At 56.5% G+C, this 23784-nt stretch carries 23 protein-coding genes and 2 tRNA genes; 14 read left to right on the top strand and 11 right to left on the bottom strand.

The features are described 5' to 3' along the window. Positions 1-129: 129 nt before the first annotated feature. Complete coding sequence (locus tag ACTCIA_RS09635) at positions 130-1323, bottom strand: DUF4388 domain-containing protein (RefSeq protein ID WP_463001599.1); 1194 nt, start codon at positions 1321-1323, stop codon at positions 130-132. Positions 1324-1445: 122 nt separating this feature from the next. Here ACTCIA_RS09635 and ACTCIA_RS09630 point away from each other — a divergent pair, with 122 nt between their 5' ends. The 3 genes from ACTCIA_RS09630 (at position 1446) to ACTCIA_RS09620 (ending at position 3617) form a co-directional block, all read left to right on the top strand. After that, the gene (locus ACTCIA_RS09630) at positions 1446-1721 is read left to right on the top strand and encodes a hypothetical protein (RefSeq protein WP_463001598.1); all 276 of its coding nucleotides are present in this window, start codon (positions 1446-1448) and stop codon (positions 1719-1721) included. Between the two features lie 87 nt (positions 1722-1808). Then, positions 1809-3083 carry a class II fructose-bisphosphate aldolase gene (locus ACTCIA_RS09625; RefSeq protein ID WP_463001597.1) on the top strand — a complete coding sequence of 425 codons (1275 nt, stop codon included), beginning with the start codon at positions 1809-1811 and terminating at the stop codon, positions 3081-3083. A gap of 3 nt (positions 3084-3086) precedes the next feature. Then, entirely contained in the window at positions 3087-3617 is a 531-nt protein-coding gene (locus tag ACTCIA_RS09620; RefSeq protein ID WP_463001596.1) for an NUDIX hydrolase, read from the top strand. A 9-nt stretch (positions 3618-3626) separates the two neighbouring features. Here the strand turns inward: ACTCIA_RS09620 and ACTCIA_RS09615 are convergent, their stop codons facing one another. Beyond that, complete coding sequence (locus ACTCIA_RS09615) at positions 3627-4157, bottom strand: CvpA family protein (RefSeq protein ID WP_463001595.1); 531 nt, start codon at positions 4155-4157, stop codon at positions 3627-3629. A 259-nt stretch (positions 4158-4416) separates the two neighbouring features. On the opposite strand from ACTCIA_RS09615, the gene ACTCIA_RS09610 reads away from it, so the two are divergent. The 7 genes from ACTCIA_RS09610 to ACTCIA_RS09580 are packed head-to-tail and all read left to right on the top strand — an operon-like array spanning position 4417 to position 12340. Further along, a complete protein-coding gene (locus ACTCIA_RS09610; RefSeq protein WP_463001594.1) occupies positions 4417-5409 on the top strand; it encodes a PhoH family protein in 993 nt (330 codons plus the stop codon). Between the two features lie 23 nt (positions 5410-5432). After that, positions 5433-7835, top strand: coding sequence for an HD family phosphohydrolase (locus tag ACTCIA_RS09605; RefSeq protein WP_463001593.1), 2403 nt, complete (start codon positions 5433-5435; stop codon positions 7833-7835). Further along, entirely contained in the window at positions 7735-8214 is a 480-nt protein-coding gene (gene ybeY / locus ACTCIA_RS09600) for an rRNA maturation RNase YbeY (RefSeq protein WP_463001592.1), read from the top strand. The genes ACTCIA_RS09605 and ybeY overlap by 101 nt, the downstream gene beginning before the upstream one ends. 49 nt (positions 8215-8263) lie before the next feature. Then, positions 8264-8989: a pyridoxine 5'-phosphate synthase gene (locus tag ACTCIA_RS09595; RefSeq protein WP_463001591.1), complete on the top strand. Its 726-nt coding sequence runs from the start codon at positions 8264-8266 to the stop codon at positions 8987-8989. Next, the gene (locus tag ACTCIA_RS09590; protein ID WP_463001590.1) at positions 8989-10581 is read left to right on the top strand and encodes an NAD(P)H-hydrate dehydratase; all 1593 of its coding nucleotides are present in this window, start codon (positions 8989-8991) and stop codon (positions 10579-10581) included. The genes ACTCIA_RS09595 and ACTCIA_RS09590 overlap by 1 nt, the downstream gene beginning before the upstream one ends. Then, positions 10559-11116, top strand: coding sequence for a tRNA (adenosine(37)-N6)-threonylcarbamoyltransferase complex ATPase subunit type 1 TsaE (tsaE, locus tag ACTCIA_RS09585; protein ID WP_463001589.1), 558 nt, complete (start codon positions 10559-10561; stop codon positions 11114-11116). Before ACTCIA_RS09590 ends, tsaE begins: the two co-directional genes overlap by 23 nt. A gap of 6 nt (positions 11117-11122) precedes the next feature. Next, complete coding sequence (locus ACTCIA_RS09580; protein ID WP_463001588.1) at positions 11123-12340, top strand: aspartate kinase; 1218 nt, start codon at positions 11123-11125, stop codon at positions 12338-12340. A gap of 162 nt (positions 12341-12502) precedes the next feature. On the opposite strand, the gene pyrF is transcribed toward ACTCIA_RS09580, so the two are convergent. Continuing rightward, positions 12503-13246 carry an orotidine-5'-phosphate decarboxylase gene (gene pyrF / locus ACTCIA_RS09575; protein WP_463001587.1) on the bottom strand — a complete coding sequence of 248 codons (744 nt, stop codon included), beginning with the start codon at positions 13244-13246 and terminating at the stop codon, positions 12503-12505. 132 nt (positions 13247-13378) lie between these two features. Between pyrF and msrB the strand changes: the two genes are divergently transcribed. The 4 genes from msrB (at position 13379) to ACTCIA_RS09555 (ending at position 17120) form a co-directional block, all read left to right on the top strand. Beyond that, positions 13379-14551, top strand: a complete 1173-nt coding sequence (msrB, locus tag ACTCIA_RS09570) for a peptide-methionine (R)-S-oxide reductase MsrB (protein WP_463001586.1) — start codon at positions 13379-13381, stop codon at positions 14549-14551. Positions 14552-14573: 22 nt separating this feature from the next. Continuing rightward, entirely contained in the window at positions 14574-15845 is a 1272-nt protein-coding gene (locus tag ACTCIA_RS09565; RefSeq protein ID WP_463001585.1) for a lytic murein transglycosylase, read from the top strand. Between the two features lie 2 nt (positions 15846-15847). Continuing rightward, complete coding sequence (locus ACTCIA_RS09560; protein ID WP_463001584.1) at positions 15848-16282, top strand: hypothetical protein; 435 nt, start codon at positions 15848-15850, stop codon at positions 16280-16282. A gap of 202 nt (positions 16283-16484) precedes the next feature. Continuing rightward, the gene (locus ACTCIA_RS09555; protein ID WP_463001583.1) at positions 16485-17120 is read left to right on the top strand and encodes a DUF1638 domain-containing protein; all 636 of its coding nucleotides are present in this window, start codon (positions 16485-16487) and stop codon (positions 17118-17120) included. A 4-nt stretch (positions 17121-17124) separates the two neighbouring features. On the opposite strand, the gene ACTCIA_RS09550 is transcribed toward ACTCIA_RS09555, so the two are convergent. The 8 genes from ACTCIA_RS09550 to ACTCIA_RS09515 form a co-directional block, all read right to left on the bottom strand. Next, a tRNA-Leu gene (locus ACTCIA_RS09550) sits at positions 17125-17212 on the bottom strand. A gap of 126 nt (positions 17213-17338) precedes the next feature. Further along, positions 17339-18889 (bottom strand): nicotinate phosphoribosyltransferase, encoded by a 1551-nt coding sequence (locus ACTCIA_RS09545; protein ID WP_463001582.1) that lies wholly within the window; start codon positions 18887-18889, stop codon positions 17339-17341. Beyond that, entirely contained in the window at positions 18886-19575 is a 690-nt protein-coding gene (locus ACTCIA_RS09540; protein ID WP_463001581.1) for an L-threonylcarbamoyladenylate synthase, read from the bottom strand. Before ACTCIA_RS09540 ends, ACTCIA_RS09545 begins: the two co-directional genes overlap by 4 nt. After that, positions 19565-21331: a phosphoribosylamine--glycine ligase gene (gene purD, locus ACTCIA_RS09535; protein ID WP_463001580.1), complete on the bottom strand. Its 1767-nt coding sequence runs from the start codon at positions 21329-21331 to the stop codon at positions 19565-19567. Before purD ends, ACTCIA_RS09540 begins: the two co-directional genes overlap by 11 nt. A 240-nt stretch (positions 21332-21571) precedes the next feature. Next, the gene (locus ACTCIA_RS09530) at positions 21572-22504 is read right to left on the bottom strand and encodes a D-alanine--D-alanine ligase family protein (protein ID WP_463001579.1); all 933 of its coding nucleotides are present in this window, start codon (positions 22502-22504) and stop codon (positions 21572-21574) included. A 30-nt stretch (positions 22505-22534) separates the two neighbouring features. After that, entirely contained in the window at positions 22535-23032 is a 498-nt protein-coding gene (locus ACTCIA_RS09525) for an SHOCT domain-containing protein (protein ID WP_463001578.1), read from the bottom strand. A 22-nt stretch (positions 23033-23054) separates the two neighbouring features. Next, a complete protein-coding gene (locus ACTCIA_RS09520; protein WP_463001577.1) occupies positions 23055-23474 on the bottom strand; it encodes a DnaJ family domain-containing protein in 420 nt (139 codons plus the stop codon). A gap of 169 nt (positions 23475-23643) precedes the next feature. Further along, positions 23644-23720: transfer RNA gene (locus tag ACTCIA_RS09515), tRNA-Met, on the bottom strand. Positions 23721-23784 lie beyond the last annotated feature (64 nt).

The raw sequence follows: 23784 nt of genomic DNA, 5'->3' as shown, positions 1-23784 counted from the left end.
TGCAAATAACTTTTTGCCGCATGCTTAAAAGCTTTGATTTTATTCTTTTGAACCTTGAACCTTGAACTTTGAACCTTGAACGAAGTTACTTAGAAGAAGAAGTCTGATTTCAGATGGCGCCGTCAAAAGTTAAATCAGCGATTCCAGACAGGTTTTGACAAAATACCAGTTGCACCGGGGACCGCACAGCACCAGGGACCACAGCGGGCTCTGCCCGGGCTCCACAGCCAGTTCCTGGAGTACCAGAACGCCGTTTTCCCCGTGAAGGGTCAGCCCGGAGACCGGGCCCAGGCCCGTAATTTTGGCTGCGGGCGCGGAAGTGTTGAAAAACGGGGCCAGCTTTTGGGTCAGAGTGCGGGTGTCGGGTTTTTTTGCGCCCTCGTACTGAAGGGCCTGAAACGTCAGGCGGTCATCAACCACCGCGATCATCTGAAAATCCCGGGTTTCTTCGGACTGCTCCAGGATGGAGGCAATCTGTTTTACCACGTCCCGGCAATTCTCTGCCGCCTCGGCCGCATCACCAGCCCCGGGCTCCGGCTCCTGCTGATCCGGCTCGATTTCCTCCACAAGCTCGATGACCTCGAAATCCTCTTCAAAGCTGCGGCCCTTTTCCTCCCCGCCCCAGGCCTCGGAAGCCGGTTTGGGATCATCGGGTTTTGAAGTGGTGCTCCAGGTGGCTTCGGCAAAATCCATAAGCTTGGTTTTGACCCTTCTGCGGGTTCGGCGGCGGGGCAGGTCTGAAAAGGAAAAGGAAATCCGATTCCAGGATGCGATCTGGGCGGCCGCTTCCTGTACTGACATATCCCCGCAGTGGGCATCAATGATCTCACCGTTTTCAAAATACAAAAACCCCATGCGCTTGCCTGCGGCTTTGACCTTCATGCGGCAGGTTTTCTGCTGCATTTCCAGCAGGGGCAGAAGCGTTGCCATGTTCATGCCCTGGGCGCCGGCGCCTTCATCGCGCAGATTTAACCCCACAAAAATGGCCGACACCAACGATCCCACCTGGAACGGCTTTTCCAGGTGATAAAGAAAGGACTGCTGATTGACCCGCTTTTTAAACCAGGGTTTTCCCTGGTCGGTCATGACAATGCAGGGGGTCCGGGGGTGATTGATCGACATGTAGGAAAGCAGTTCCAGAGCATCCAGGCTCGGGGTTTCAATATCTGTAGCCAGCACGGAAACCGGCTGCTTTGACAGGAGTGAAAGCGCCTGACGCCCGTCAGCCGCGGTGAGCACCTGAAACTGCCGGACCTTTTCCAGACCGGCTTTGGTCTGTTCCAGAAAGGCCTCGTCTCCGTCGACAATCAGAACCTTGTCCATGAACCCACCCAACATATGTATTGACAGCAAAAATACCGGGCCTTTATAGTAAGGCGCATATAGAAAAAATTATATACCATATTCAACTTTCGGATTTCAACGGAAATACAACGGAAACAGCCATGGATGGCAAAGAGCCCCGAAATACCGACTACAAGCGCGTCACTGCCCTGGAAAACCCGTTTGAAGCCCAGCTGCTTGAATCGATTCTAAAGGAACGCGCAATCCCCCACCGCATGCGATCTCATCATGACACGGCCTATGACGGTTTATTTCAAATGCAGAAAGGCTGGGGGGAGGTGTTTGCCCCGGAGCCGCAGCACGGCCGGATCATTGAAATTCTGGAACAGATCCGGACCGATTCTGCAACCGGCAGCCACACAGAGCCAAAGGGATAATTTTTTGTACGTGCGCCCGGCATGCTTCGTGTTAATAATGATGATTAAGACACAATTCTATTTGCGACCATAACAAGGGAGAGACCAATGAAAAACTACCAGGACGCTTTTGCGCAGGCATTGCAGGTCGGACGGCCGCCCAACGTGGTGGGACTGTTTCCCAATTCCAAAGCTTTGATTGTCAGCGGCAAGTTCATTGACCGGGCCATGCTCAAAAAAGGCAAAGCCATTGCCATGGCCGCCAACGGAAGAAACTATTTTGTCATCCGCGGCGCGCTCATGGCGGCCCAGCGGGCCAATGCCGCCATTATCATCGAGATTGCCAAATCTGAAAGCAACTATTGCGGGGTGAATTTCTGGAATATTGCCCGGATAGTGGACAATCTTTGCAATGAAATGGGCATCACCGTGCCTGTGGCCGTACACGCGGACCATTACGGCATCAAGGGCCCCGAAGACGTGGAAGCCGCAAAGACCGAAATTCCCAGTGTATTTGATGCGGGCATGACCTCCATTGCCCTTGACGCGTCCCATCTGCCCGATGAGGAAAACCTGCTTTCCAGCCTCCAACTGTGGCCCTATGTGCCCAAATGGGCGGGGCATGAAACCGAAGTGGGCGAAATCAAGGGAAAAACAGGCCTGTCCACCCCCGAGGAAGCCCTGTTTTTGATCCAGGGACTAAACGCTCATGACGTGTTTCCGGACTGGATCGCCTTAAACAACGGCACCACCCACGGCATCGAGGCCGCCTCCGAAGGCATCCAGATAGAGCTCACCGCCAGGATCCACGAAGCCCTTGCCCCGTACAAGGTTTCCGGCGCCCAGCACGGCACCTCCGGAAACTCCTCGGACCGGCTGCGCAAAATCGCCGAGCAGACCCGCACCACCAAGGCCAATGTGGCCACTGCCCTGCAAATGATTTCCTGGGGCGTGGAGGTCAACGATTACGGCAATGCAAAGCTCGATGACAACGGCAACTTTGTCAAGGTTGAAGGTCAGGGCGTCACCGAGGACATGTGGAAGGAAATGACCGCCTATGCCGAATCCAAGGGCTTGAAAAAGGGCGATTTCAAAAAACTCAACCTCCCGTTTGAAAGCCGGCTCCTGGCCCAGCCCAAAAAAGTGCGCCTGCGAATGGCCGAACGGGTGGAGCAGTTTGTCTACAACATGCTGGTCAACGTGTTAAACTGCAAGGACACCGCGCCCATTGCGGTTGAAGAAATCCTTGCAGCCGGCTCCCACGACCCGGGACCCAAGGCACAGCGCCTGGAAGATCCGGAAAACTGGAGCGAAAGCCGGATCCGGGAACGCGGCGCGGCAATTGAGCGGGACCGGGGCGAAGCCGGCAATTTTGAAGACTGATCCATGAAAGAAAAAAAATTCTGCCCCTACTGCGGACTGGGGCTCACAGAAAAATTTACCGAAGGGCGCATGCGGCAGTACTGCCCTGCATGCGCCCTTCCCGTGTATGAAAACCCGGTTCCGGCCACCAGTGTTGTGGTGGCGGACGAAAACGACCGGATTCTTTTGGTAAAGCGCAACATAGAGCCCAAAACCGGCTGGTGGTGCCTGCCCGGCGGATTTCTGGAAACCGGGGAGAGCCCGGAGGAAGGGGCCTTGCGGGAATTGTACGAGGAAACCGGCATTACCGGGAAAATCGACATGCTCCTGGGCGTGCTCACAAACGAGGGCCGGTTCTACAAGGCCATCCTGATGATCGGTTTTCTGGTCAGAAGCTTTTCCGGAACCGCCCGGGCCGGTGATGACGCAGATGAAGCCGCCTGGTTTGACAAAGACCGGCTGCCGGAAATCGCATTTAACAGCCACCAATCCCTGATCCGGATCTATTATGCCGGCTACCGGCAAAACAGCCCAAATCCGGCATGCAGTCCGTAATTGAGGGCCTTATTGATTTTTCTCCCACTCGGTTTTCAACTCCTGCATTCTTTGGGCCACGGACTGGCGGACATCCCGGGGAATCACCCGGGCTACGCCCCCGGCAACAGCGTTAATGCGCGGGGCCATAACCGATTCATGCACCATTTGCCTGCCGCCGGCGGGCAGAAAGGTAATCAGGAGAAAAAACAGCAGGGAAACCAGGATCACGGCCTTTAACGCCCCAAATACCGCCCCCAGCACCCGATCAATGACGCCCAGCAACATCAGTTTAAGAAGCGTACGAAGCAAAAATCCCGCCAGGGTGGCGGCCAGAAAAAACGCGCAAAACAGGATCAGAAAAGAGGCAATATAAATGTAGTGCAGATTCTCAATCCATCCGGAAAGCAGCGGGGCCAGGAGATCATGGTGCATAAAGGCCGCGTAAAATCCGCCGACCACACCCACAATGGCCGCAACCTCCCGGATCACACCCCGGAACGCGCCCCGGATAATGCTGTAACTGAGAATGACAACAATGACCATGTCAAACGGATTCATCCCCAAAATTCCTTTTGGGCAGGCCGGGTTATTGACAAGGCCCGCAGGATAATTATTATGGGAACTTCTTTAAAAACGGCAGAAGGATCAATTTGTTGACTAACAGAGGGGGAAAAAGCCGTCAAGCTTGTTTTCCCGGCAAACCGCGCTTATTTTGGCAATTGCAAAATATGAATTGCCCGTGATATAAAAAACCTGTATACAGCATCCGGAAATAAGAACCCGGATATAAAACTTTTTATGCACTGCACTGCACTTTATGATGAATTACCAGGAAAAAACCCGCTCAGAATTAACCTTTCCGGACCCGGCCCTGGCCCGGAGCCTGTTTGGCACCCATAATGCCAACCTGCAGCGGATTGCCGAATCCTCCGGGGCTGCGATCCATGCCAGGGGAAACGGCGTGCTCGTGGAAGGCGACTCTGTTTCAGCCGAACTGGCCTGCGAGATTTTAAACCAGCTCTACGGGCTGTTAAAGGAAGGATACCCGGTCTATCCCAATGATGTGGATTACGCGGCCAATGTGCTGTGCCGGGACTGCAGCGTGAAATTAAAAGAAATCTTTCTGGATACGGTTTATATTACTTCGGGCCGGCGCACCATCACCCCCAAAAGCCCGGTTCAGAAAGAATACATTGATGCGGTGCGCAACCACGACATCGTCTTTGGCATCGGCCCGGCAGGAACGGGAAAAACCTATCTGGCCATGGCCATGGCCGTGGCCGCCCTGGCCAGAAAAAAGGTCAGCCGGATCATCCTCACCCGGCCGGCGGTGGAAGCCGGCGAGGCCCTTGGGTTTTTACCCGGAGACCTGGCTGAAAAGGTCAATCCCTATTTGCGGCCCTTATATGACGCACTGCATGACATGATGCCCTTTGAAAAAGCCGGCGGGCTTATCGAGCAGGGGGTCATTGAGGTGGCTCCCCTGGCCTTTATGCGGGGACGGACCTTAAATGACGCCTTTATCATCCTGGATGAGGCGCAGAATTCCACCTCCGAGCAGATGAAGATGTTTCTCACCCGCATCGGATTTAACTCCAAGGCCGTGATCACCGGAGACATCACCCAGAGCGATTTGCCCAAGAACCGGGCCTCCGGGCTTGTGGAGGCCAAAGAACTGCTGGCCGGGATCGCCGGCATTGAATTTGTGTTTTTTTCCAAACGCGACGTGGTGCGCCACAAACTGGTGCAAAAAATCATTGACGCCTACGAGCGCAGTGAAAACCCGACCGCTGATACCCACAGGCAATAACAGCCTTCCTTGCCGGGACGCCCATGAGCATCTTTCAACGCACCGATATTTCAGTTAAAAAGCCCAATTTGACGGCATGGATCGTCATTGGCATCCTGGCTGCGGCCACCCTTGTTTCCACGCTGATCTTTTATCCCAAGCTCATTGTCATCCAGACCCCATACCAGGTTGGCGACATTGCCGATGAAAACATCAAGGCCGCCAGGGACTTCTTTATTGAAGACGGCCGGGCCACCCGCAAAAAACAGCAGGAAAGCCGCGACCAGGTACTTACGGTCTACGACCACGATGTTTCCCTGGTCGACCAGTTAAAAAAACGTGTTAACAGAGCCTTTGCCATCCCCCGGGCGGTTTTTGAACAACCCCCGGCCCTTGGCCAACAGAAAGGCGAGCCGGTGTCAGAGGCCGTGGAAAACACCCGGAAGCTCAACCTGCGCAACCAGGTGTGGGAAAAAAAGCAGGAGTTTGAAAAGGCTCTGGGCATTTCCATCAGCAACGGCGCCTACAGCATCCTGTTTAACGAAAAGTTCAGCCCCAGGATCCCTGAACTGATCAACCGGGTTCTCAACGAGGTACTGACAAACGGAGTGGTTTCCAACAAGGAGCTGCTGCTGCGGGAAAACGACCGGGGCATTGTCTTAAAAGCCGTGGGCAGCGGAAACGAGCGCCACATCACCAATCTGCGGCAGTTCTACAGCCTGGACCAGGCCAAGACCATGGTGCGCATCATCGGCGATCCCATGTTAAAGGGCATGGAATACAACCTGGTCAACCTGATCGTGGACTTTACCCAGCGCCTGGTGCAGCCCAATATCACCTTAAATAAAAGTGAGACCGAAAAACGGCGTGATGCCGCGGAAGAATCCATCAAGCCCATCATGTATCAGATCAAGAAGGGCGAGATGATTCTGCGGGAAGGCGAGCGCATCTCAGAAACCGACATGCTCAAGCTCCGGGCCATAGCCCACCAGGGGGGAAAAAAGCAGCTTCTGGGAAAGGCCCTGGGCACCGGGCTGATCATTTTTGTCCTGCTGATGGTCACCTATGCCATCCATCTGCGCCACCGCCCGGAAATAGCCCACAACCCCTCAGGCCGGCTTTTGTTTCTGGCCGCGGTTATGGTCAGCGCCTTTTTGATTGCACAGGTGTCGCTGTCTCTGGCCGTGTCCCTGGCTGATGAAATGCCCTTTTCGCTTAACGCATCGAGCATGTTTTACGGTATTCCCCTTGCAGCCGGGGCCATGATTATCTGCCAGTTCATGGGCTTTTCCCTGGCTTTTCCCATGGCCGTTGTCACAGCCCTGCTCACGGGCCTGCTGTTTGAAAACGCCTATCTCATGAGCTTGTATTTTCTCATCAACAGCGTGATGGGCGCCTACTGGTCCCGCCACTGCCGGCACCGAAGGGATTTGATCAAAACCGGGGCCAAGCTGGGTCTGTTTAACATGGCCCTGGTGGCCATCATCAATATCTACAGCCTCAACCTTGGAGTGCCGGAAATTTTCTGGGACTGGACATTTGCCTTTATCGGGGGCATCAGCGCAAGCATTGTCACCATCGGGGTGGCCCCGCTGGTGGAAATGGGATTTGGTTTTACCACAGACAGCACGCTTCTGGAGCTGTCCAACCTGGACCAGCCCCTGATGCGGCGGCTGATGTTAGAGGCGCCCGGCACCTATCACCACAGCGTGATCGTGGGCTCCCTGGTGGAGGCAGCCGCCTCTGAAATCGGGGCCAATCCCCTTCTTGCAAAGGTTTGCGGCTACTACCACGATATCGGCAAGCTCAAAAACCCCCTTCACTTTATTGAAAACCAAAGCGAGGGAAAAAACATCCATAACAAGCTGGCCCCGTCCATGTCGTGCCTGATTCTGATCTCGCACGTGAAAAACGGCGTGGAGATGGCCCGGGCAAACAAGCTGGGCCAGGAAATCATTGATGCCATCCGCCAGCACCACGGCACCAGCCTGATCAGCTATTTCTACGAAAAGGCCAAAAAACAGAAAAAAGACCAGCCGGTCAATATTGACAACTTCCGCTACCCTGGCCCCAAGCCCCAGAGCAAGGAAACCGCACTGGTCATGCTGGCCGACCAGGTGGAGGCGGCCGCGCGCACCGTGGAGCATCCCACGGCCTCGCGCATCCAGGGCCTGGTGCAGCAGCTTATCAACAAAACCTTTTCAGACAACCAGCTTGATGAATGCCCCCTGACATTAAAGGACCTGCACCAGATCGCCAAAAGCTTCATGAAAATTTTGACCGGAATCTATCATCACAGAATCGATTACCCGGAAAAGCAAACCCCAGGCAGTGCAAAGGAAAAAAATGGCCGTTCTGATCACAGACAACCAGAGTCTTTACAAAATATCAACGGATCAAATACAGACGACCGCCCTGGAACTCTTAAACGCCTTGGACAAGGCTGAAGCCGAACTCTCCCTTGTGATCACAGACGACAAGCAGATCGCAGAGATCAACTTTCAATACCTCAACCGGTCCGGGCCCACCAACGTGATCGCCTTTCCCATGGGAGATCCGGAATTTCCGGAAGTGCAGCCCGAACTGCTCGGAGACGTGATCATCTCGCTTCAGACCGCGGAAAAAGAGGCTGTGGAGGCGCAATACACCATAGCGGAGCGATTTACTGAACTCCTGATTCATGGTATTTTACACCTTCTGGGATACGACCATGAAACCAATGAAGCCGATGCCCGGCAAATGGCGGAAAAAAGCCGGGCCCTGACAGATCATTTGGGAAAAAACAATCTGCCGGAAAACCCGGGGCAGATGATCACCCCGGCCTGAGCGGATTGACGCAACAGATCAGAAACAAAGAGAAAGAAAGGAAAACACCATGGCCGGACTGGCAGTCAACGTGGATCACATTGCAACCCTGCGCCAGGCAAGGGGCGGTGCCACCGCTTACCCGGACCCGGTGCACGCGGCCGTGCTGGCCGAACTCGGCGGGGCTGACGGCATTGTGGTCCACCTTCGCGAAGACCGGCGCCACATCCAGGACCGGGACGTGTATTTGCTGCGAAAAACCGTGCAATCGCGGCTCATCCTTGAAATGGCGGCCACTGATGAAATGATCGCCATTGCCGCAGACCTCAGGCCCGATCTGGTGACCCTGGTGCCGGAAAAGCGAACCGAGCTGACCACCGAGGGGGGCCTGGACGTGCGCGGCCTGGCAGAGGCCACCCAAAAAGCCGTTGCATCCCTGCACAGCGCATCCATTCCGGTAAGCCTGTTTATCGACCCGGATGCCGGACAAATCCGCGCTTCGGCTGATACCGGCGCGGACATGGTGGAAATCCACACGGGCGCATTCTGCGAGGCCTCTGATCCGGCGGACAAAAAAGCCCGGTTTTCGGCCATAACAGATGCCGCTGACCTGGCCCATGAGCTCAAGATGGGTGTTAATGCCGGCCACGGGCTCTGCTACAACACCATCGGGTGGTTTGCCGGCACCCGGACCATTGACGAGTTCAGCATCGGCCATTCCATTGTCTCCAGGGCCGCCCTGGCGGGCATGGAAAAGGCCGTGCGGGAAATGCGCCAACTGATCAAGGAGTTGTGATGTATATCCTGACAGCCGATGAAATGCGGGAAATGGACGCACAGACCATTGAAACCTTTGGCCTGCCCGGCCGGGTGCTCATGGAAAACGCCGGCCGCGGTGCGGTGCGCGCCATTTTTGATACCTGGCCGGAGATCTACAGCCGCAGGGTGGCGGTTATGGCCGGAAAAGGCAACAACGGCGGAGACGGGTTTGTGATCGCCCGCTATCTTGCCTCCCACGGCGTGGACGCGGCCGTGTATCTGCTGGCTTCCCGGGACCGGCTCAGGGGGGATGCGGCCGCCAATTTCAAGCACCTTGAAACCCTGGGCATACCCGTCACGGAAATGCCCGATGATCTCACCTTCAGCCGGTACAAGGAGGAAATCGCGGGATGTCACCTGATAGTTGACGCGATTTTGGGCACAGGCCTGGACTCCGAGGTAAAAGGGTTTTTCAGAGACGTGATCGATTTCATCAACCAGGTATCCGCACCGGTGTTTTGCGTAGACATTGCCTCGGGCCTGCACACGGAAACCGGCCAGCCCTGCGGCACCTGCGTAAAGGCCGATGCCACGGCCACGTTTGCCTTTGCCAAGCTGGGCCACATGCTGCTGCCCGGTGCCCGATACACTGGAAAACTGTTTATCATCGACATCGGCATCCCCGCACACATTGTCCGGGAAGCCAATCCCCGCCACCAGCTGCTCACCTCCGGGTGGATCCGCTCCCGTCTGCCGGTCCGGGACCAACAGAGCCACAAGGGGCAAACCGGCCACGTGCTGGTGGCCGGCGGCAGCACCGGCAAATCCGGGGCTGCTGTCATGACCGCCACTGCAGCCATGCGCGCCGGCGCAGGCCTGGTGACCCTGGCCATACCCGAAAGCCTCAACACCATCGCAGAGACCCGGGGCCTGGAAACCATGACCCGCCCCTTGCCGGAAGCCCGGGGGGGAATTCTGGGCAAAGACAGCCTGGAGCCCATTGTTTCCATGCTTTCAGACAAGGCCTGCCTGGCCCTGGGCCCGGGCATGGGCACGGCAGACACCACCCGGGAACTGGTGTGCGCCCTGATTGAAATAAGCCCTGTTCCCGTGGTGGTGGATGCAGACGGGTTAAACAACCTGGCCGGGTGCCCGGGCGTGCTGAAAAACAAGCGCGCCGAAATCATTCTCACCCCCCATCCCGGGGAAATGGCCCGGCTGACAGAAACTTCCACAGGGGAAATCCAGGCCGACCGGATAAGCGCAGCCCGAAATTTTGCAGAAACCCACGGGGTGCACCTGGTGCTCAAGGGTGCACGCACCGTGATCGCCCACCCTGACGGCCGGATTTTCGTAAACCCCACCGGCAACCCGGGCATGGCCTCCGGCGGTATGGGTGATGTATTAACCGGCATGATTGCCGGGTTTACCGCCCAGGGGGTGGCAGCTGATGCCGCCTGCCACCTCGGGGTTTATCTGCACGGCGCCGCCGCAGACCTGGTGGCCAAAAAACGCGGCCCGGTCGGGTACATGGCCGGAGATGTGATGGATCATCTGCCGGAAACTTTTGGCGCCATTGATTCCGGCGCATTTACGGACGTGGCCCATGACTGCCGACCCCTGCTCTGATCGGCCAAAGGATTTTCCCGAACCTTGGGCTGTATTAAAGACAAGCACCCAAAACCACACCCAAAGCTTTGACCTGGGCGCGGCCCTGGGCGCCTGCATCCGGCGGCAGAATCGGCAGGGGCCCTGCGTGATCGGTCTTGGCGGGGATCTCGGGGCGGGCAAAACCGTTTTTGTCCAGGGTCTGGCCCGGGGCCTGGGGGTGGATGAGCGCGCAGCTGTCACCAGCCCCACATACACCCTGATCAATGAATATCCGGGAGACCGCCGGCTTTTTCATGTGGATCTCTACCGCATTGACGGCGGCGGGGATCTCGAGGACCTGGGTTTTGACGACATATTTGAGGGCTCAAACGTGGTGGCCGTGGAATGGGCTGAGCGCCTGGATTTTGCCGATCTCAGGCCGGATATCTTTATCCGCATCCGGATCTGCGGAAGTGACCGGCGCGGGTTTGCCCTGAATTTTTATGGACCGGATGCCCCAAATCTGGTAGGAGCCTTACAAAAAACCAAGGACTTTCAATTTCTGCGAGGATAACGCGATATGGCGTTGATAGTGCAAAAATACGGCGGAACCTCGGTGGGCGATCTGGACCGGATCCGAAACGTGGCCAAACGCGTGGCCCGAACCCGGGATGCGGGAAACGACGTTGTGGTGATTCTGTCTGCCATGAGCGGGGTCACCGATCAGCTGATATCCATGGCCGGCAATATCTGCGGCACCCCGGACTGCCGGGAAATGGACGTGCTTCTGGCCACAGGCGAGCAGACCACGGTGTCACTGATGGCCATGACGCTTCAGGCCATGGGATACAAGGCCCGCTCCATGCTGGGCCACCAGGCCGAAATCATCACCGACAGCAGCTACAACCGCGCCCGGATCCAGGAAATCGGCGCCCGGCGCATCAAAGACCTGCTGGGGCAGGGCAACATTGTGGTGGTGGCCGGATTTCAGGGCGTGGACGCCCAGGGCGACATCACCACCCTGGGCCGCGGCGGCTCGGATACGTCTGCGGTGGCCGTGGCCGCGGCATTAAAGGCCGACCAGTGCGAGATTTACACGGATGTAGACGGCATTTACACGGCTGATCCCAACATCTGCGCCAAAGCGCGCAAGCTGTCGCGCATCGCCTACGACGAAATGCTGGAGATGGCCAGCCTGGGGGCCAAGGTCCTCCAGATCCGGTCCGTGGAGTTTGCCAAAAAATATAACGTACCCCTGCACGTCAGGTCATCGTTTAACGAGGAGGAAGGAACCATGGTGGTTCATGAAGATGCCAATATGGAAAAGGTCGTGGTCTCCGGGGTTACCCACAACAAGAACGAAGCCCGCATCACCCTGCGCAAGGTGCCTGACAAGCCGGGCATTGCCTCAAAGATTCTTGCCCCCATTGCCGAAGCCGGCATCGGTGTGGACATGATCATCCAGAACACCCGTTTGAGCCACATGACCGATCTGACCTTTACGGTTCCCAAATCCGACTTTGCCGCAGCCATGGAGATCGAAAAAAAGGTGGCCGAAGAAATCGGGGCCGAGGAAGTGCTCGGAGACGAGGATATCGCCAAGGTTTCAGTGATCGGGGTGGGCATGCGCAGCCACTCCGGGGTGGCGTCGAAAATGTTTGCCACCCTGTCTGCGGAAAACATCAACATCCTGATGATTTCCACATCGGAAATCCGCATTTCCTGCGTGATCGAGGAAAAATATACGGAACTGGCCGTTCGGACGCTTCATTCAGCGTTTGATCTTGACAGCGAATAACAAATTGGCAAAGACAGAAAAAAATCGAAACAGGGCATGAAGCGCTTTTCCCCTGACCAGCTCATCGTGGTGCTCACCGTGGCCGCGGTGATCCTGGCCCTGGTTTTCAAGCGGCTGTTTTTCGGCATTTAAACCCTGGCTTTACCGCTGCCTGACCAGTGCTTATGCGAGGCCGCCGCCTGCGGCTTCCCGGATTTCAGCGGCGATTTGTTCCGCGGCTTTTCCGGGATCATCCGCATCCCGGATGGGCCGTCCGATCACCAGATAATCCGCCCCGTTTTGCACGGCCTGCCCCGGGGTGACCACCCGCTTTTGATCATCTTTTCCAACCGACCAGGCCGGCCGGATACCAGGCACCATGGTAACAAAATCCTGGCCGAATTCGGCCTTGATGGCCGCAGCCTCGTGGCCCGAGCACACAACCCCGGCGCATCCGGCCTCCCGGGCCATCTGCGCCCGCTTCATGACCAGAGTCCCGGGATTGTCGGCATAAACCGGATCAAACCCGGCATTTTGCAAGTCCTTTCCGGAAACACTCGTTAAAACCGTGACCCCCAGCACGCCCACCCGGCCGCTGCTGCCGCTGACCGCGGCTTTGAGCATGGCCGGCGATTCCCCGCAATGCACCGTGGCAAACACCACCCCGTCCCATTGGGCAATGCGCTCCATGGCCCGGCCCACTGTGGCGGGAATGTCGTGGAGCTTCAGATCCAGAAAGATATCCGAATCCCCGCATTCACGGATGGTTTCAATGATCTGCCCCCCGCCTGCGATAAACAGCTCCAGGCCGATCTTAAACATTCCCACCCGGCCCGAAAGCTGCCGGGCATAGCCGGCGGCCCCGGCCACGGTGGGCAGATCCAGGGGAAACACGATACAATCTGCTGCTGTCTTGTTTTCTGCCATTGTCCCGCCTTTTGTTTTCCTTTTCAGATATCAATTCAGGTCAAAAATTTCAAACCATAGATTGCCGGATCCTGCATACGTATTATCTTATTGATCCAGAGCATCAAATTTCAGGTAAAAGGAAAACCGCTGATGAAAACAAAAAAACAAATACTGACCTGCCTGCTGGTGATCACGGCTGGTGCGGTTTTTGTCACCGGTTTCCTGATATCTCAGCAAAAGGAGTCCCATGCAATGAACACAGCAGATCAATCCGCAGAAACGCGCATTGCAACATTTGCCGGCGGCTGCTTCTGGTGCATGGTCCCGCCCTTTGAAAACCTTGAAGGGGTGAGTTCCGTGGTTTCCGGATATGCCGGCGGCAGTATGGAGAAACCCACATACGAACAGGTCAGCTCGGGTGCAACCAGGCACGTGGAAGCCGTGCAGATCACCTATGACCCGGCGCTGATCAGCTACGAACAATTGCTTGATGTCTACTGGCGCCAGATCGATCCCACAGACGCCGGCGGCTCGTTTGCCGACCGGGGGCCCCAGTACCGGTCCGTGATCTTTTTTCATTCAGATGACCAGAAAAAACAGGCCGAGACTGCAAAGGCGGCGCTTGAGGCCTCAGGCCGGTTTCAGGCCCCGATTGCCACCGAGATCCGGCCCTATACCACATTTTACGCTGCCGAAGGCTATCACCAGGATTATCACGAAAAAAACCCCCTGCGCTACAAGATATACCGTTTTGGATCCGGCCGGGATCGCTTCATTCAAAAGCACTGGCAAAAAAAGAACGAACCAAAAGCTCACGGACCCGATGACACCACGTCCGGGACGTCCTGGAGCCGGCCCCCTGACGAGGAGATCCGAAACCGGTTGTCAAAGCTTCAATATCACGTTACACAGGAAAACGGCACGGAACGTCCGTTTGACAATGCTTACTGGGACAATACAGAACCGGGTATTTACGTGGATATTGTCTCTGGTGAGCCGCTTTTTGCCTCCACGGACAAGTTCAAGTCCGGTACCGGCTGGCCCAGTTTTACCCGGCCCATTGCCCCGGATGCAGTGGTTGAAAAAGCCGATGTGAGCCTGTTTATGACCCGCACTGAAGTGCGCAGCCGCATTGCCGACTCCCATCTGGGCCACGTGTTTGACGACGGTCCGCCGCCCACAGGCAAACGCTACTGCATGAACTCCGCGGCATTGCGCTTTATCCCGGCCCATGAGCTTGAGGCCGAAGGATACGGAGAATACAAAAAACTTTTTCCTGAAAACCAGGAGAAAAAAACCAGCGCCACAGGTGCAACCCCCTGAAGAACTCAAGGAACCGGCAGACATGATATTTCAATGCGTCAAAAGACGTTCAGCCGGCAGGTTATCATACGGTCTTGCAGCAGCAGTGCTCGGCCTGGCCCTGGTTGCGGCTGCGGGCCTGCAGGTCGCCTGGGCCGGACAGCCCGGAGAAATCAATGACTCTGTATCTGACCGGGATTTTTACAAATGGCTCGATGGACTGCGAGATGAGGCAAAAAAAGCGGGCATATCCGAAAAGACCCTGGATGCGGCCCTTGGCGATCTTGCCCCGGTCCGCCGGGTGGTGGAGTTAGACCGCCGCCAGCCGGAGTTCACCCGGAGTTTCCGAAGCTATCTGCGCCGCCGGGTCACCCGGGAACGGATCTACCGGGGCCGTGCCCTGCTGGAAAAGCACCGGCACCTGCTGGAAAATATTTATGATGAATACGGAGTGGCCCCGCGCTACCTTATTGCCTTCTGGGGCCTGGAGACCCATTTCGGCAATCACATGGGCGGGTTTCAGGCCGTGGAAGCCCTGGCCACGCTGGCTTATGACCGGCGGCGGGCCGATTTTTTCCGCGCCGAGCTCATTCACGCTCTGAAAATAATTGACCAGGGCCATGTGCGCCCGCAGGATATGACCAGCTCCTGGGCCGGGGCCATGGGGCACATGCAGTTTATGCCGTCCACATTTAACCATTACGCCACCGACTATACCGGAAACGGGCGCAAGGATATCTGGGGCAGCCTGCCGGATGCGTTTGCCTCTGCAGCCAATTTTCTTTCCCGCATCGGCTGGCAGCCGGATCAGAACTGGGGCCGTCAGGTACGGCTCCCAAAGGGCTTTGACCTGTCCCTTGCCACCCTGGACAAGAAGAAAAGCGTGGAAAAATGGAAAAACCTGGGTGTGCAGGCCGCAGACGGCACGGCGCTTGCCAATACGGACACGCAGGGATCGATTGTTCTGCCCCAGGGGGAAAGCGGACCGGCATTTCTTGTGTTTGACAATTTTCGCGCGATCATGCGCTGGAATCGGTCTGTGAACTATGCCATATCCGTGGGCCATCTTGCAGACCGCATTGTTGGCCTGCCGCCGGTTTTTTTCGGCCCGGATGCTGCCGATGAAATCCTTTCGCGAAATCAAATCATGGAAATCCAGCAGAACTTAAACCGCCTGGGCTTTGACGCCGGCAAGGCAGACGGCGTGCCGGGCCCGCGCACCCGGGCTGCCATCCGTTCCTTCCAGAAAGACCATGATCTGGCCGCAGACGGTTATCCTTCCGCAAAACTCCTTGAGCGCCTGCGCGCGCAATAGCTGTGCTGCGATTTGTGTTATTTCTTTTTTTTGTTTTCTTTGTTTTTCAATTGCCGCTGCCATTGCTTATAAAGCGGGTCATTGAGATCAATGGTATCCGGATCAATAAGCCATCGAAATTCCCCCCGGGCAGCGGCCTTTTCCAATTCTTTTCTGTACCGGGCGTAATTGGCCGGCGCCATTGCCACAAGCGGCTCCCAGTCAGCCCACACCGAAAGTGTCGGGCAAATGCTCACGCAGCGCCAGCAATAAATGCAGGGATCCTGAATGCGCGGCGGCTGCGCATCAATGTCAATGCCGCCGACCGGGCAGTTTTCCTCGCACAGGCGACACCGGATACAGATTTCCGTGTTAATGCTAAATTCGGGTATGATCCGGCGGCCAAATCCGGCACCTTCGCAGCTTGCCGGAAATTAAAAAACAGCGTTACCCGTTAAGGGTTCACGCTACAACCCGTTACTGGCCGGCCAAAAAAACGGCCTCCTGGATGGCAAATCAGCGCCGAAAACACATAACAAATTGAATTTACAATTTTTTAGAGCGACTTTAGACTATTCCAATCATGGCACGATTATTGAAAATAATTTAAAAAACATCCATTTCTATCACTGACAACCCTGAAACAGAAAGGAAAAACATATGCACTTCAACGATATTGCCATCATCGCCTGCGGCACCCTGAGCCCGGAACTCAACCATCTGCGCAGCGAAGGGTTTCTGGACCCGGCCCATCTTTATTTTACAACCCCCGGACTTCACGAAACCCCAAAAGAGCTGGAAAAACAGCTTGTGGACAAAATCCGGAAAGCCCGGGAAACAACCGACAAAATCCTTGTGGTATACGGGGGGAAATTTTGCTACGTCAACACAGCCGAGCCCACCCGAACCATTGACACCATTATCCAAGAGCAGGGCGGCAATATTGCCAGGATCAATGCCACTCACTGCATGGACATGCTTGCAGACAAAGAGGAACGCGAGCAGCTGGCCCAGGGACAAAAGGTGCTTTGGATGACACCGGGATGGATCAAGTTCCGGCATTACGTGTACAAAGGTTGGGACAAGGGGCTTGCAAACGAAAATTTTCCGAAACATACCGGCGGGGCCATGGTTCTCGACGGCATCGGCTTTATGGATCAATACATGGCTGAAAAGCCCGAAGAACTGCTGGAATATTCAGACTGGATGGGAATTGCAATACAGCCCTGTCCTGTTACCATTGACCGGTTGAAGGCTTTGCTCACCGAGCAGGCTGAACAGCTTGCCGGGCAATAAAAAATGGTGCCGGAGGCGAGACTCGAACTCGCAAGGGCGCAGGGCCCGGAGGATTTTGAGTCCTCTGCGTCTACCACTTCCACCACTCCGGCACTTTGACGAGGCTGTGTGTGCGGGCTTGTTCATCGCCCGAAGCATCGGGCGGATTTGGTTGGCAAAATAACCAAATCAGAAAAAAAATGCAAGCATGTTTTGTCTTTGGCGGTTTTCGGGCCGGGCTACCGGATCTTTCCGCGTTTTTCCACAAGCTCGCGTTTTAACTGCCACAGCCTGGGCGTCAGGGAAACGTGGTAGATATGGGGATTGACCAGGCGCTTGACACCGGAATCCAGCCGGTCCAGGTCCTGGTCCCGGACCTGCCGCATTTCGTCGATGCCGGGGTGATCATAGACCATTTTGCCGTCTTTGATGATATCTGTGAGCAGGGGCTCGATATGATCAATGTCTTTGTGTGAAATGGTGCGCCGGATTTCCCGGTCACTGGGATGACGCAGTTCCAGGGGCTCCATCTGGTCCGGATCCTCGTCCTGCATTCCCATAAGATCGGCTGTGGCATGATTGAGGCCGTTGTAAATGCGCCAGACATTTTTAAAGCCCGGATTGATTATTTTTTCAGGAGTTTCCGAAACCTTGATGGCCGGAATCCACTCCTGGTTTTTTTCCAGGGCGGTGAGCTTGTAAACCCCGTCCAGGGCGCCCTGTCCCCTGGAGGTCACCAGCCGGGTGCCCACGCCGTATGCCAGGCGGTTGATAAGATGATCCGGGTCCAGGCCGTATTTGCGCGCCTCGTCCCGGATCTGGCTGATAATCTGCCAGACCACCATTTCATCGAGCTGGTTGCTCAGCAAAATCACCGTGTCTTCAAACCCGGCGGCATTGAGCATTCTGGCGGCCTGTATGGACAAATGGGCCAGGTCACCGGAATCCAGGCGGATGCCCAGGGGCTTGTGGCCCTTTTTCTTTAATTCCTCAAAGACCCTGATGGCGTTGGGAACCCCGGATTCAAGGGTGTTGATGGTGTCCACCAGCAGAAGGCAGTCGTCTGGAAACACTTCCGAATACGCCCGGAACGCGGCCAGCTCGCCTTCTCCCAGGGCCATGAACGCCTGGACCATGCTGTGGGCATGGGTGCCCTTGGCCGGATATCCCAGGGCATAAGAGATGCCCGTGTTGGAGGAAAAATCCGCGCCCCCGATCAGTGCGGCCCGGGTGCCGGCATTTCCGCCCCGGTCCTGGGCCCGGCGCAGCCCGAATTCGATCATCATCCGCCTGCACCCCGCCTCGCGCACCCGGGCGGCCTTGGTGGCGATCAGGGTTTGAAAATTGATGCGGTTTAACAGGGAGGACTCCATGATCTGGGCCAGGGCCAGGGGCCCCTGCACCACGGTGAGCGGCACGTTGGGATGTACCACCCGGCCTTCGGGCACGGCCTGGATGGTGAAATGATCCCGGAGGCACTGCTGTCTGAGCCAGCCGAGAAAATCATCGTCAAACATGGGCTTTCCGCTGCGCTGCTTTTGATTGCGCAGGCACTCGATCTCCGCGTCCCCGAAGCAGGCCTCCTGCACCCAGTCCGTAAACCATTCCAGGCCCGCGTTGATGCAGTATCCGGCCTGATGTGATCCGTAATCCGGATAATTGCGGAAAAAATGCTCAAAATGGGCATTCATCTCGTGCATGCCCATGCGGAAATACAGCTGGGCCATGGTCAGTTCATACATATCCGTATACAGCACGCCTTCGGCAAGCTTTCGCTGGCTGGCATTCATGATTTTACTCCTTTTATTTGCAAACCCGGATTCGGACTGACAGATACCGGCAGCAAATCCTGCAACCGGGCTTCTGACACCGCGCCCTGGCGCAGGATCGCAGGCGGGTCACAAGTCACGTCCAGAATCGTTGAGCCCGATCCGGGGGCCAGGGCCCCGGCATCCAGGATCATGTCGGCTGCCCGGGCAACCGGATCTGAGATTTCAGACACGCGCCCGGCCCCCGGGGCATTTGAGATGTTGGCGCTGGTGGCGGTAACCGGTGTGCCCGCGGCCCGCACAAGAGCTGCGGCAGTCGGATGGGAGGGCAGGCGGATGCCGATGGTGCCGGTGTTTGCCGTAAGATTTGCCGGAAATCCCGGGGCTGCCCGGAAAACCAGGGTGATGCCCCCGGGCCAGAACCGGTCCATTACCTTGCAGGCGGCATCGGGGATTTCTGCAACAAAATTTTCAAGCATATCCCGGCTGCTGATGAGAATGGAAACCGGATTTTTGGGGGGCCGGTTCTTGGCGGAAAACACCCGGTCCACGGCATCCGGGTTTAAGGTGTCAGCCCCCAGCCCGTAAAGGCTGCGGGTGGGAAAAACCACCAATCCTCCCCTGCGGATCCAACCGGCTGCCGCCTCTATGACAGCCGGGTCCGGAAACCGGGCGTCGATCCGGCTGATGGGGGCTTTATCCCTCAAGGCTCCTGGCCTTTGCATTGACCTCGTCTGCCATCCCGGACTTGTAGGACACCAGGCGCGCTTCCAGGTCCGGATCAGACAGGGCCAGGATCTGGGCGGCAAGCACCGCAGCATTTTTAGCCCCCGGCTTTCCCACGGCCATGGTGGCCACGGGCACGCCCGGCGGCATCTGGACCGTGGACAAAAGCGCGTCAAACCCGCTTAAGGCAGAGGAATCAATGGGCACCCCGATGATGGGAACAGTGGTGTGGGCGGCCATGGCACCGGCGAGATGCGCGGCATGGCCGGCGCCGGCAATGATCACCCGGATGCCTCTTTTGCGGGCGGTTTCGGCAAATTCGCCGGCCCGCTCCGGGGTCCGGTGAGCCGAGGCCACGGTGAGTTCATAGGGAATGTCAAAACGCTTGAGCAGGTCTGCGGCCGCGTTCATCACCGACAGATCCGAATCACTGCCCATGATGATGCCAACAGCCGGGGCCACGGACAATCGCTTTTTGGCCTTTGCCCCGATGTCAGTGCGAAAATGGACATTTTTCCAGGAAATTTTCTCCACCGCCTTATAGGCCCGGGATATGGCCTTGACAATGTCATCTCCCAGGGCGGTCACCCCGAGGACCCGGCCGCCGGCGGTGACAATTTCGTTGTTTTTGGCGGCGGTTCCGGCATGAAAGGCCGCCACGTCCTTCATCCGCCGGACATTGGCCAGGCCGCTGATCCCGGCGCCTTTGGCATAGGACCCGGGATATCCGCCCGCGGCCATGACCACGCACACCGCGGGCCGGGGATCGATTTGAATGCGGCATTTGTCCAGGCCGCCGTGGACCACGGCGCGGAGCAGCGGTACGATATCGCTTTTGAGCCGCATCATCAGGGGCTGGGTTTCCGGGTCCCCGAACCGGCAGTTAAATTCCACCACCCGGATCTTGTCTTTGTCAATCATCAGGCCGGCATACAAAACCCCCTTGTAGGGGCGGCCCTCTGCGGCCAGGGCCCGGACTGCCGGGCGCATGACCTGATCCATGATCTTTTGCTGCATGACTGAATCCACCACCGGCGCAGGGGAATAAGCGCCCATACCGCCGGTATTGAGGCCCTTGTCGTCATCGTTTACTCTTTTGTGATCCTGAGAAGCCGGCAGGGGCACGATATGGGTCCCGTCTGTAAACGCGATAAACGACGCTTCCTCGCCGGTGAGACACTCCTCGATGACCACGGTTTTGCCCGCATCCCCGAAGATTTTGTCCTGGATCATCTGTTTGACCGTATCCTGGGCCTGTTTGCGGGTGCTGCAGATGACAACGCCCTTGCCCGCGGCCAGGCCGTCGGCCTTGACAACCATGGGCTCTTGCATGGTCCGGATGTATTTGCGCGCCTTTTCCGGATCGGAAAACGCCCGGCCCCGGGCCGTGGGAATCCCGTATTTTTCCATAAGACGCTTGGCGTAGGTTTTGCTCGCCTCAATCTCGGCAGCCGCGGCAGACGGGCCGAACACGGCCAGTCCGGCGGCCTCAAACGCGTCTGCAATTCCGGCCGACAAAGGGCCTTCCGGGCCCACCACGGTCAGGTCGACCCGATTTTGCCCGGCAAAGGCCACCAGTTCATCGATTGCATCAGCGGCAATATCCACGCAGGTTGCCACTTCCGCAATGCCCGCGTTGCCCGGGGCGCAGAAAATCTGGTCTGCTTCCGGGCTTTGGGCGATTTTCCAGGCCAGTGCATGCTCTCTTCCGCCGCTGCCGACAATCAGGATATTCATGGGGTTTTACTCCGTTTTGCTTATGCGTTGGTCATTTCACCGGTCAATCCGGATGGTCGCGTAAAAAGCTTTTTACCGCGTCCACAGTTTGTCAGGGTCAGGAAAAAAGCCCCCCGGGCCGCCGCCCGGGACCGAACACTGCAAATAACTTTTTGCCGCATGCCTAAAAGCGTTGATTTTATTCTTTTGAACCTTGAACCTTGAACCTTGAACGAAGTTACTTAGAAGCAAGTTTTCAGATTATTTCTCCAGGGCCAGGCCGATTAACCGGTCAAGCAGTTGACTGTAGTTCATGCCCGCGTTTGATGCCGCCAGGGGCAGCAGGCTGACCGGGGTCATACCCGGGATGGTATTGGTTTCCAGCACCCACAGCCGGCCGCTGCTCAAAATCATGTCCGTTCGGCTGTATCCGGTGCAAAAGAGGGCCCTGTGGGCGGCCAGGGCAAGTTCGCGGCCCTGGCGGGCCAGGTCCGGATCCAGCCGGGCCGGGCAGATCTCGTCGGTCTCGCCGGCCAGATACTTGGCATTGAAATCAAAAAACTCATGATCTTTTAAAGGCACGATTTCCACCAAAGGCAGGGCCTCCAGGTCCTGGTTGCCCAAGACTCCGCCGGTGATCTCGGTTCCCTGCAGGTATTGCTCCAAAAGGACTGTATCATCGCACGCATGAGCGGCCTCCAGGGCGGCGTCAAAGGCTTCGGGCGAACGCACGATGCTCATACCCAGACTCGAGCCGCCGCTTGCCGGCTTGACCACCAGGGGCAGGCCCAGCCGGTCCATGACCGCCTTTGCATCCACAGGCTGCCCCCTGCGGCTGGACTCCCAGGCCGGCACGGCAATGCCGGCTTTTTCGTAGAAAAACTTGGAGACCACCTTGTTCATGGCAATGGCGCTGCTCATGACCCCGGAGCACTGGTATGGAATCTCCAGCAGGTCCAGCAGCCCCTGGATGGTGCCGTCCTCGCCCGGGGCGCCGTGGAGGATCACCAGGGCCACGTCAATGGCCCGGGCATCGGCCACCAGGCGGCAAAGATCGGTGCGCGGATCATATCTGGCAACCGTGTACCGGTCCTTGTCCAGGGCCTGGTATACCTGGTCTCCGCCTTTTAGTGAAATTTCCCTTTCCCCGGACGTTCCGCCGGAAAGCAGGGCAACATGGATTTTTTTGCTCATGATATTGCACCCGGGTTGCGATAAGCGGTCTTATTGGTCCAGAAGCCGCTGTTTGGCCCTTTCAAACTCTTCAGGGGTAATAATCCGGTTGTCACGCATTTCAGCCAGGGACTCGAGTTTTTGGCGCTTTTCACCATCTGCGTGGGTCAGCAGCCGCGACGGTCCGTCGGATTCCAGATACCGGCTGTCTGCTGATGATTCCGAATTCGTGTCCTGGATTTTAAAGGAAGCCAGGCCGCCCATCAGGTTTACTTCGATATTTTTGCCCCGAAACTCGGGCATACCCAGCACCTGGACCATGGAACGGCTTTTTTTCCGGAGATATCGCATCACCATGTATCCGCAGCCAACAATCATCACCGCGCCCCCCAGCAGAATCCAGGGAAGGTAATTGAGAATTCCGGTAAAAAACAGCACCACGATCCCCACAAGCCCCAGCAGGGCCACGTGGAACAACAGTATGAAATAGGCGATAAACACGCCCTTCATGACACTGTCGGGATTTTCTCTGTTTCGGAATATGGGCATTGACTTGTTCTTTATTTGATTTTCAGCGCCCGTTTTTTCCGTCTTTGGCATCACCCCTGGCTTTTGAGTTGGCGGAAAGGTGTTCCACGAGCTGGTGCTCATATTGCTGAGGGACTTCGAAAATCACGGACCCGCCCCTTAATGTATTGAGTTTTAAGATCATGTAGTTGAGCTTTTTCATGGTCTTGTAGCGAAGGGCTTCGTCTTCCATGGTGGAAAGCAGGGTTTCGGTGCGGATGATCTCGTTTCGCAACTCAACTTCCGGGGGCAGGCAGTCCGCATTTTTTAAAATTTTATAGGCAAGGCGCAATTCATCGGGGATTCGGCTGTAATCTTCATGATCCAGGGGTTTTCCGGCGCCCTTGAGGTTGTCGAATTCCCCGTTTCGCTGGGCGGCACGGATGCGTTCTTCAACAATCTTTTCAAATCCGGTAACAATCATTTTTCCATCCCCTTAAATGGCCCAAACCGAGCGCTTCAAATTTTTAAAAGCTACAATAAACTTAATTCCTTTGAAGTAATAGGGAAATAAAAATTTGAAACGCTGGCGGTTTAAGAATAACAAAGCCTCTCCGGATGAACAGCGAAGAGGCTCGGATATACGGATTTGGTGGTGGCGATGCAGGGATTCGAACCCCGGACGCTGCGGATATGAGCCGCATGCTCTGACCGACTGAGCTACATCGCCATATAAAAAGCCAGGGTATTTTTTAACCTCTGCCATACCCCAAAAACTAAAAGCAGAATTCATA

The organism is Desulfosalsimonas sp., from assembly GCF_055149105.1.
Note: the sequence above shows the minus strand (reverse complement) of the source record. Positions and strands in the feature narration are given on the sequence as shown.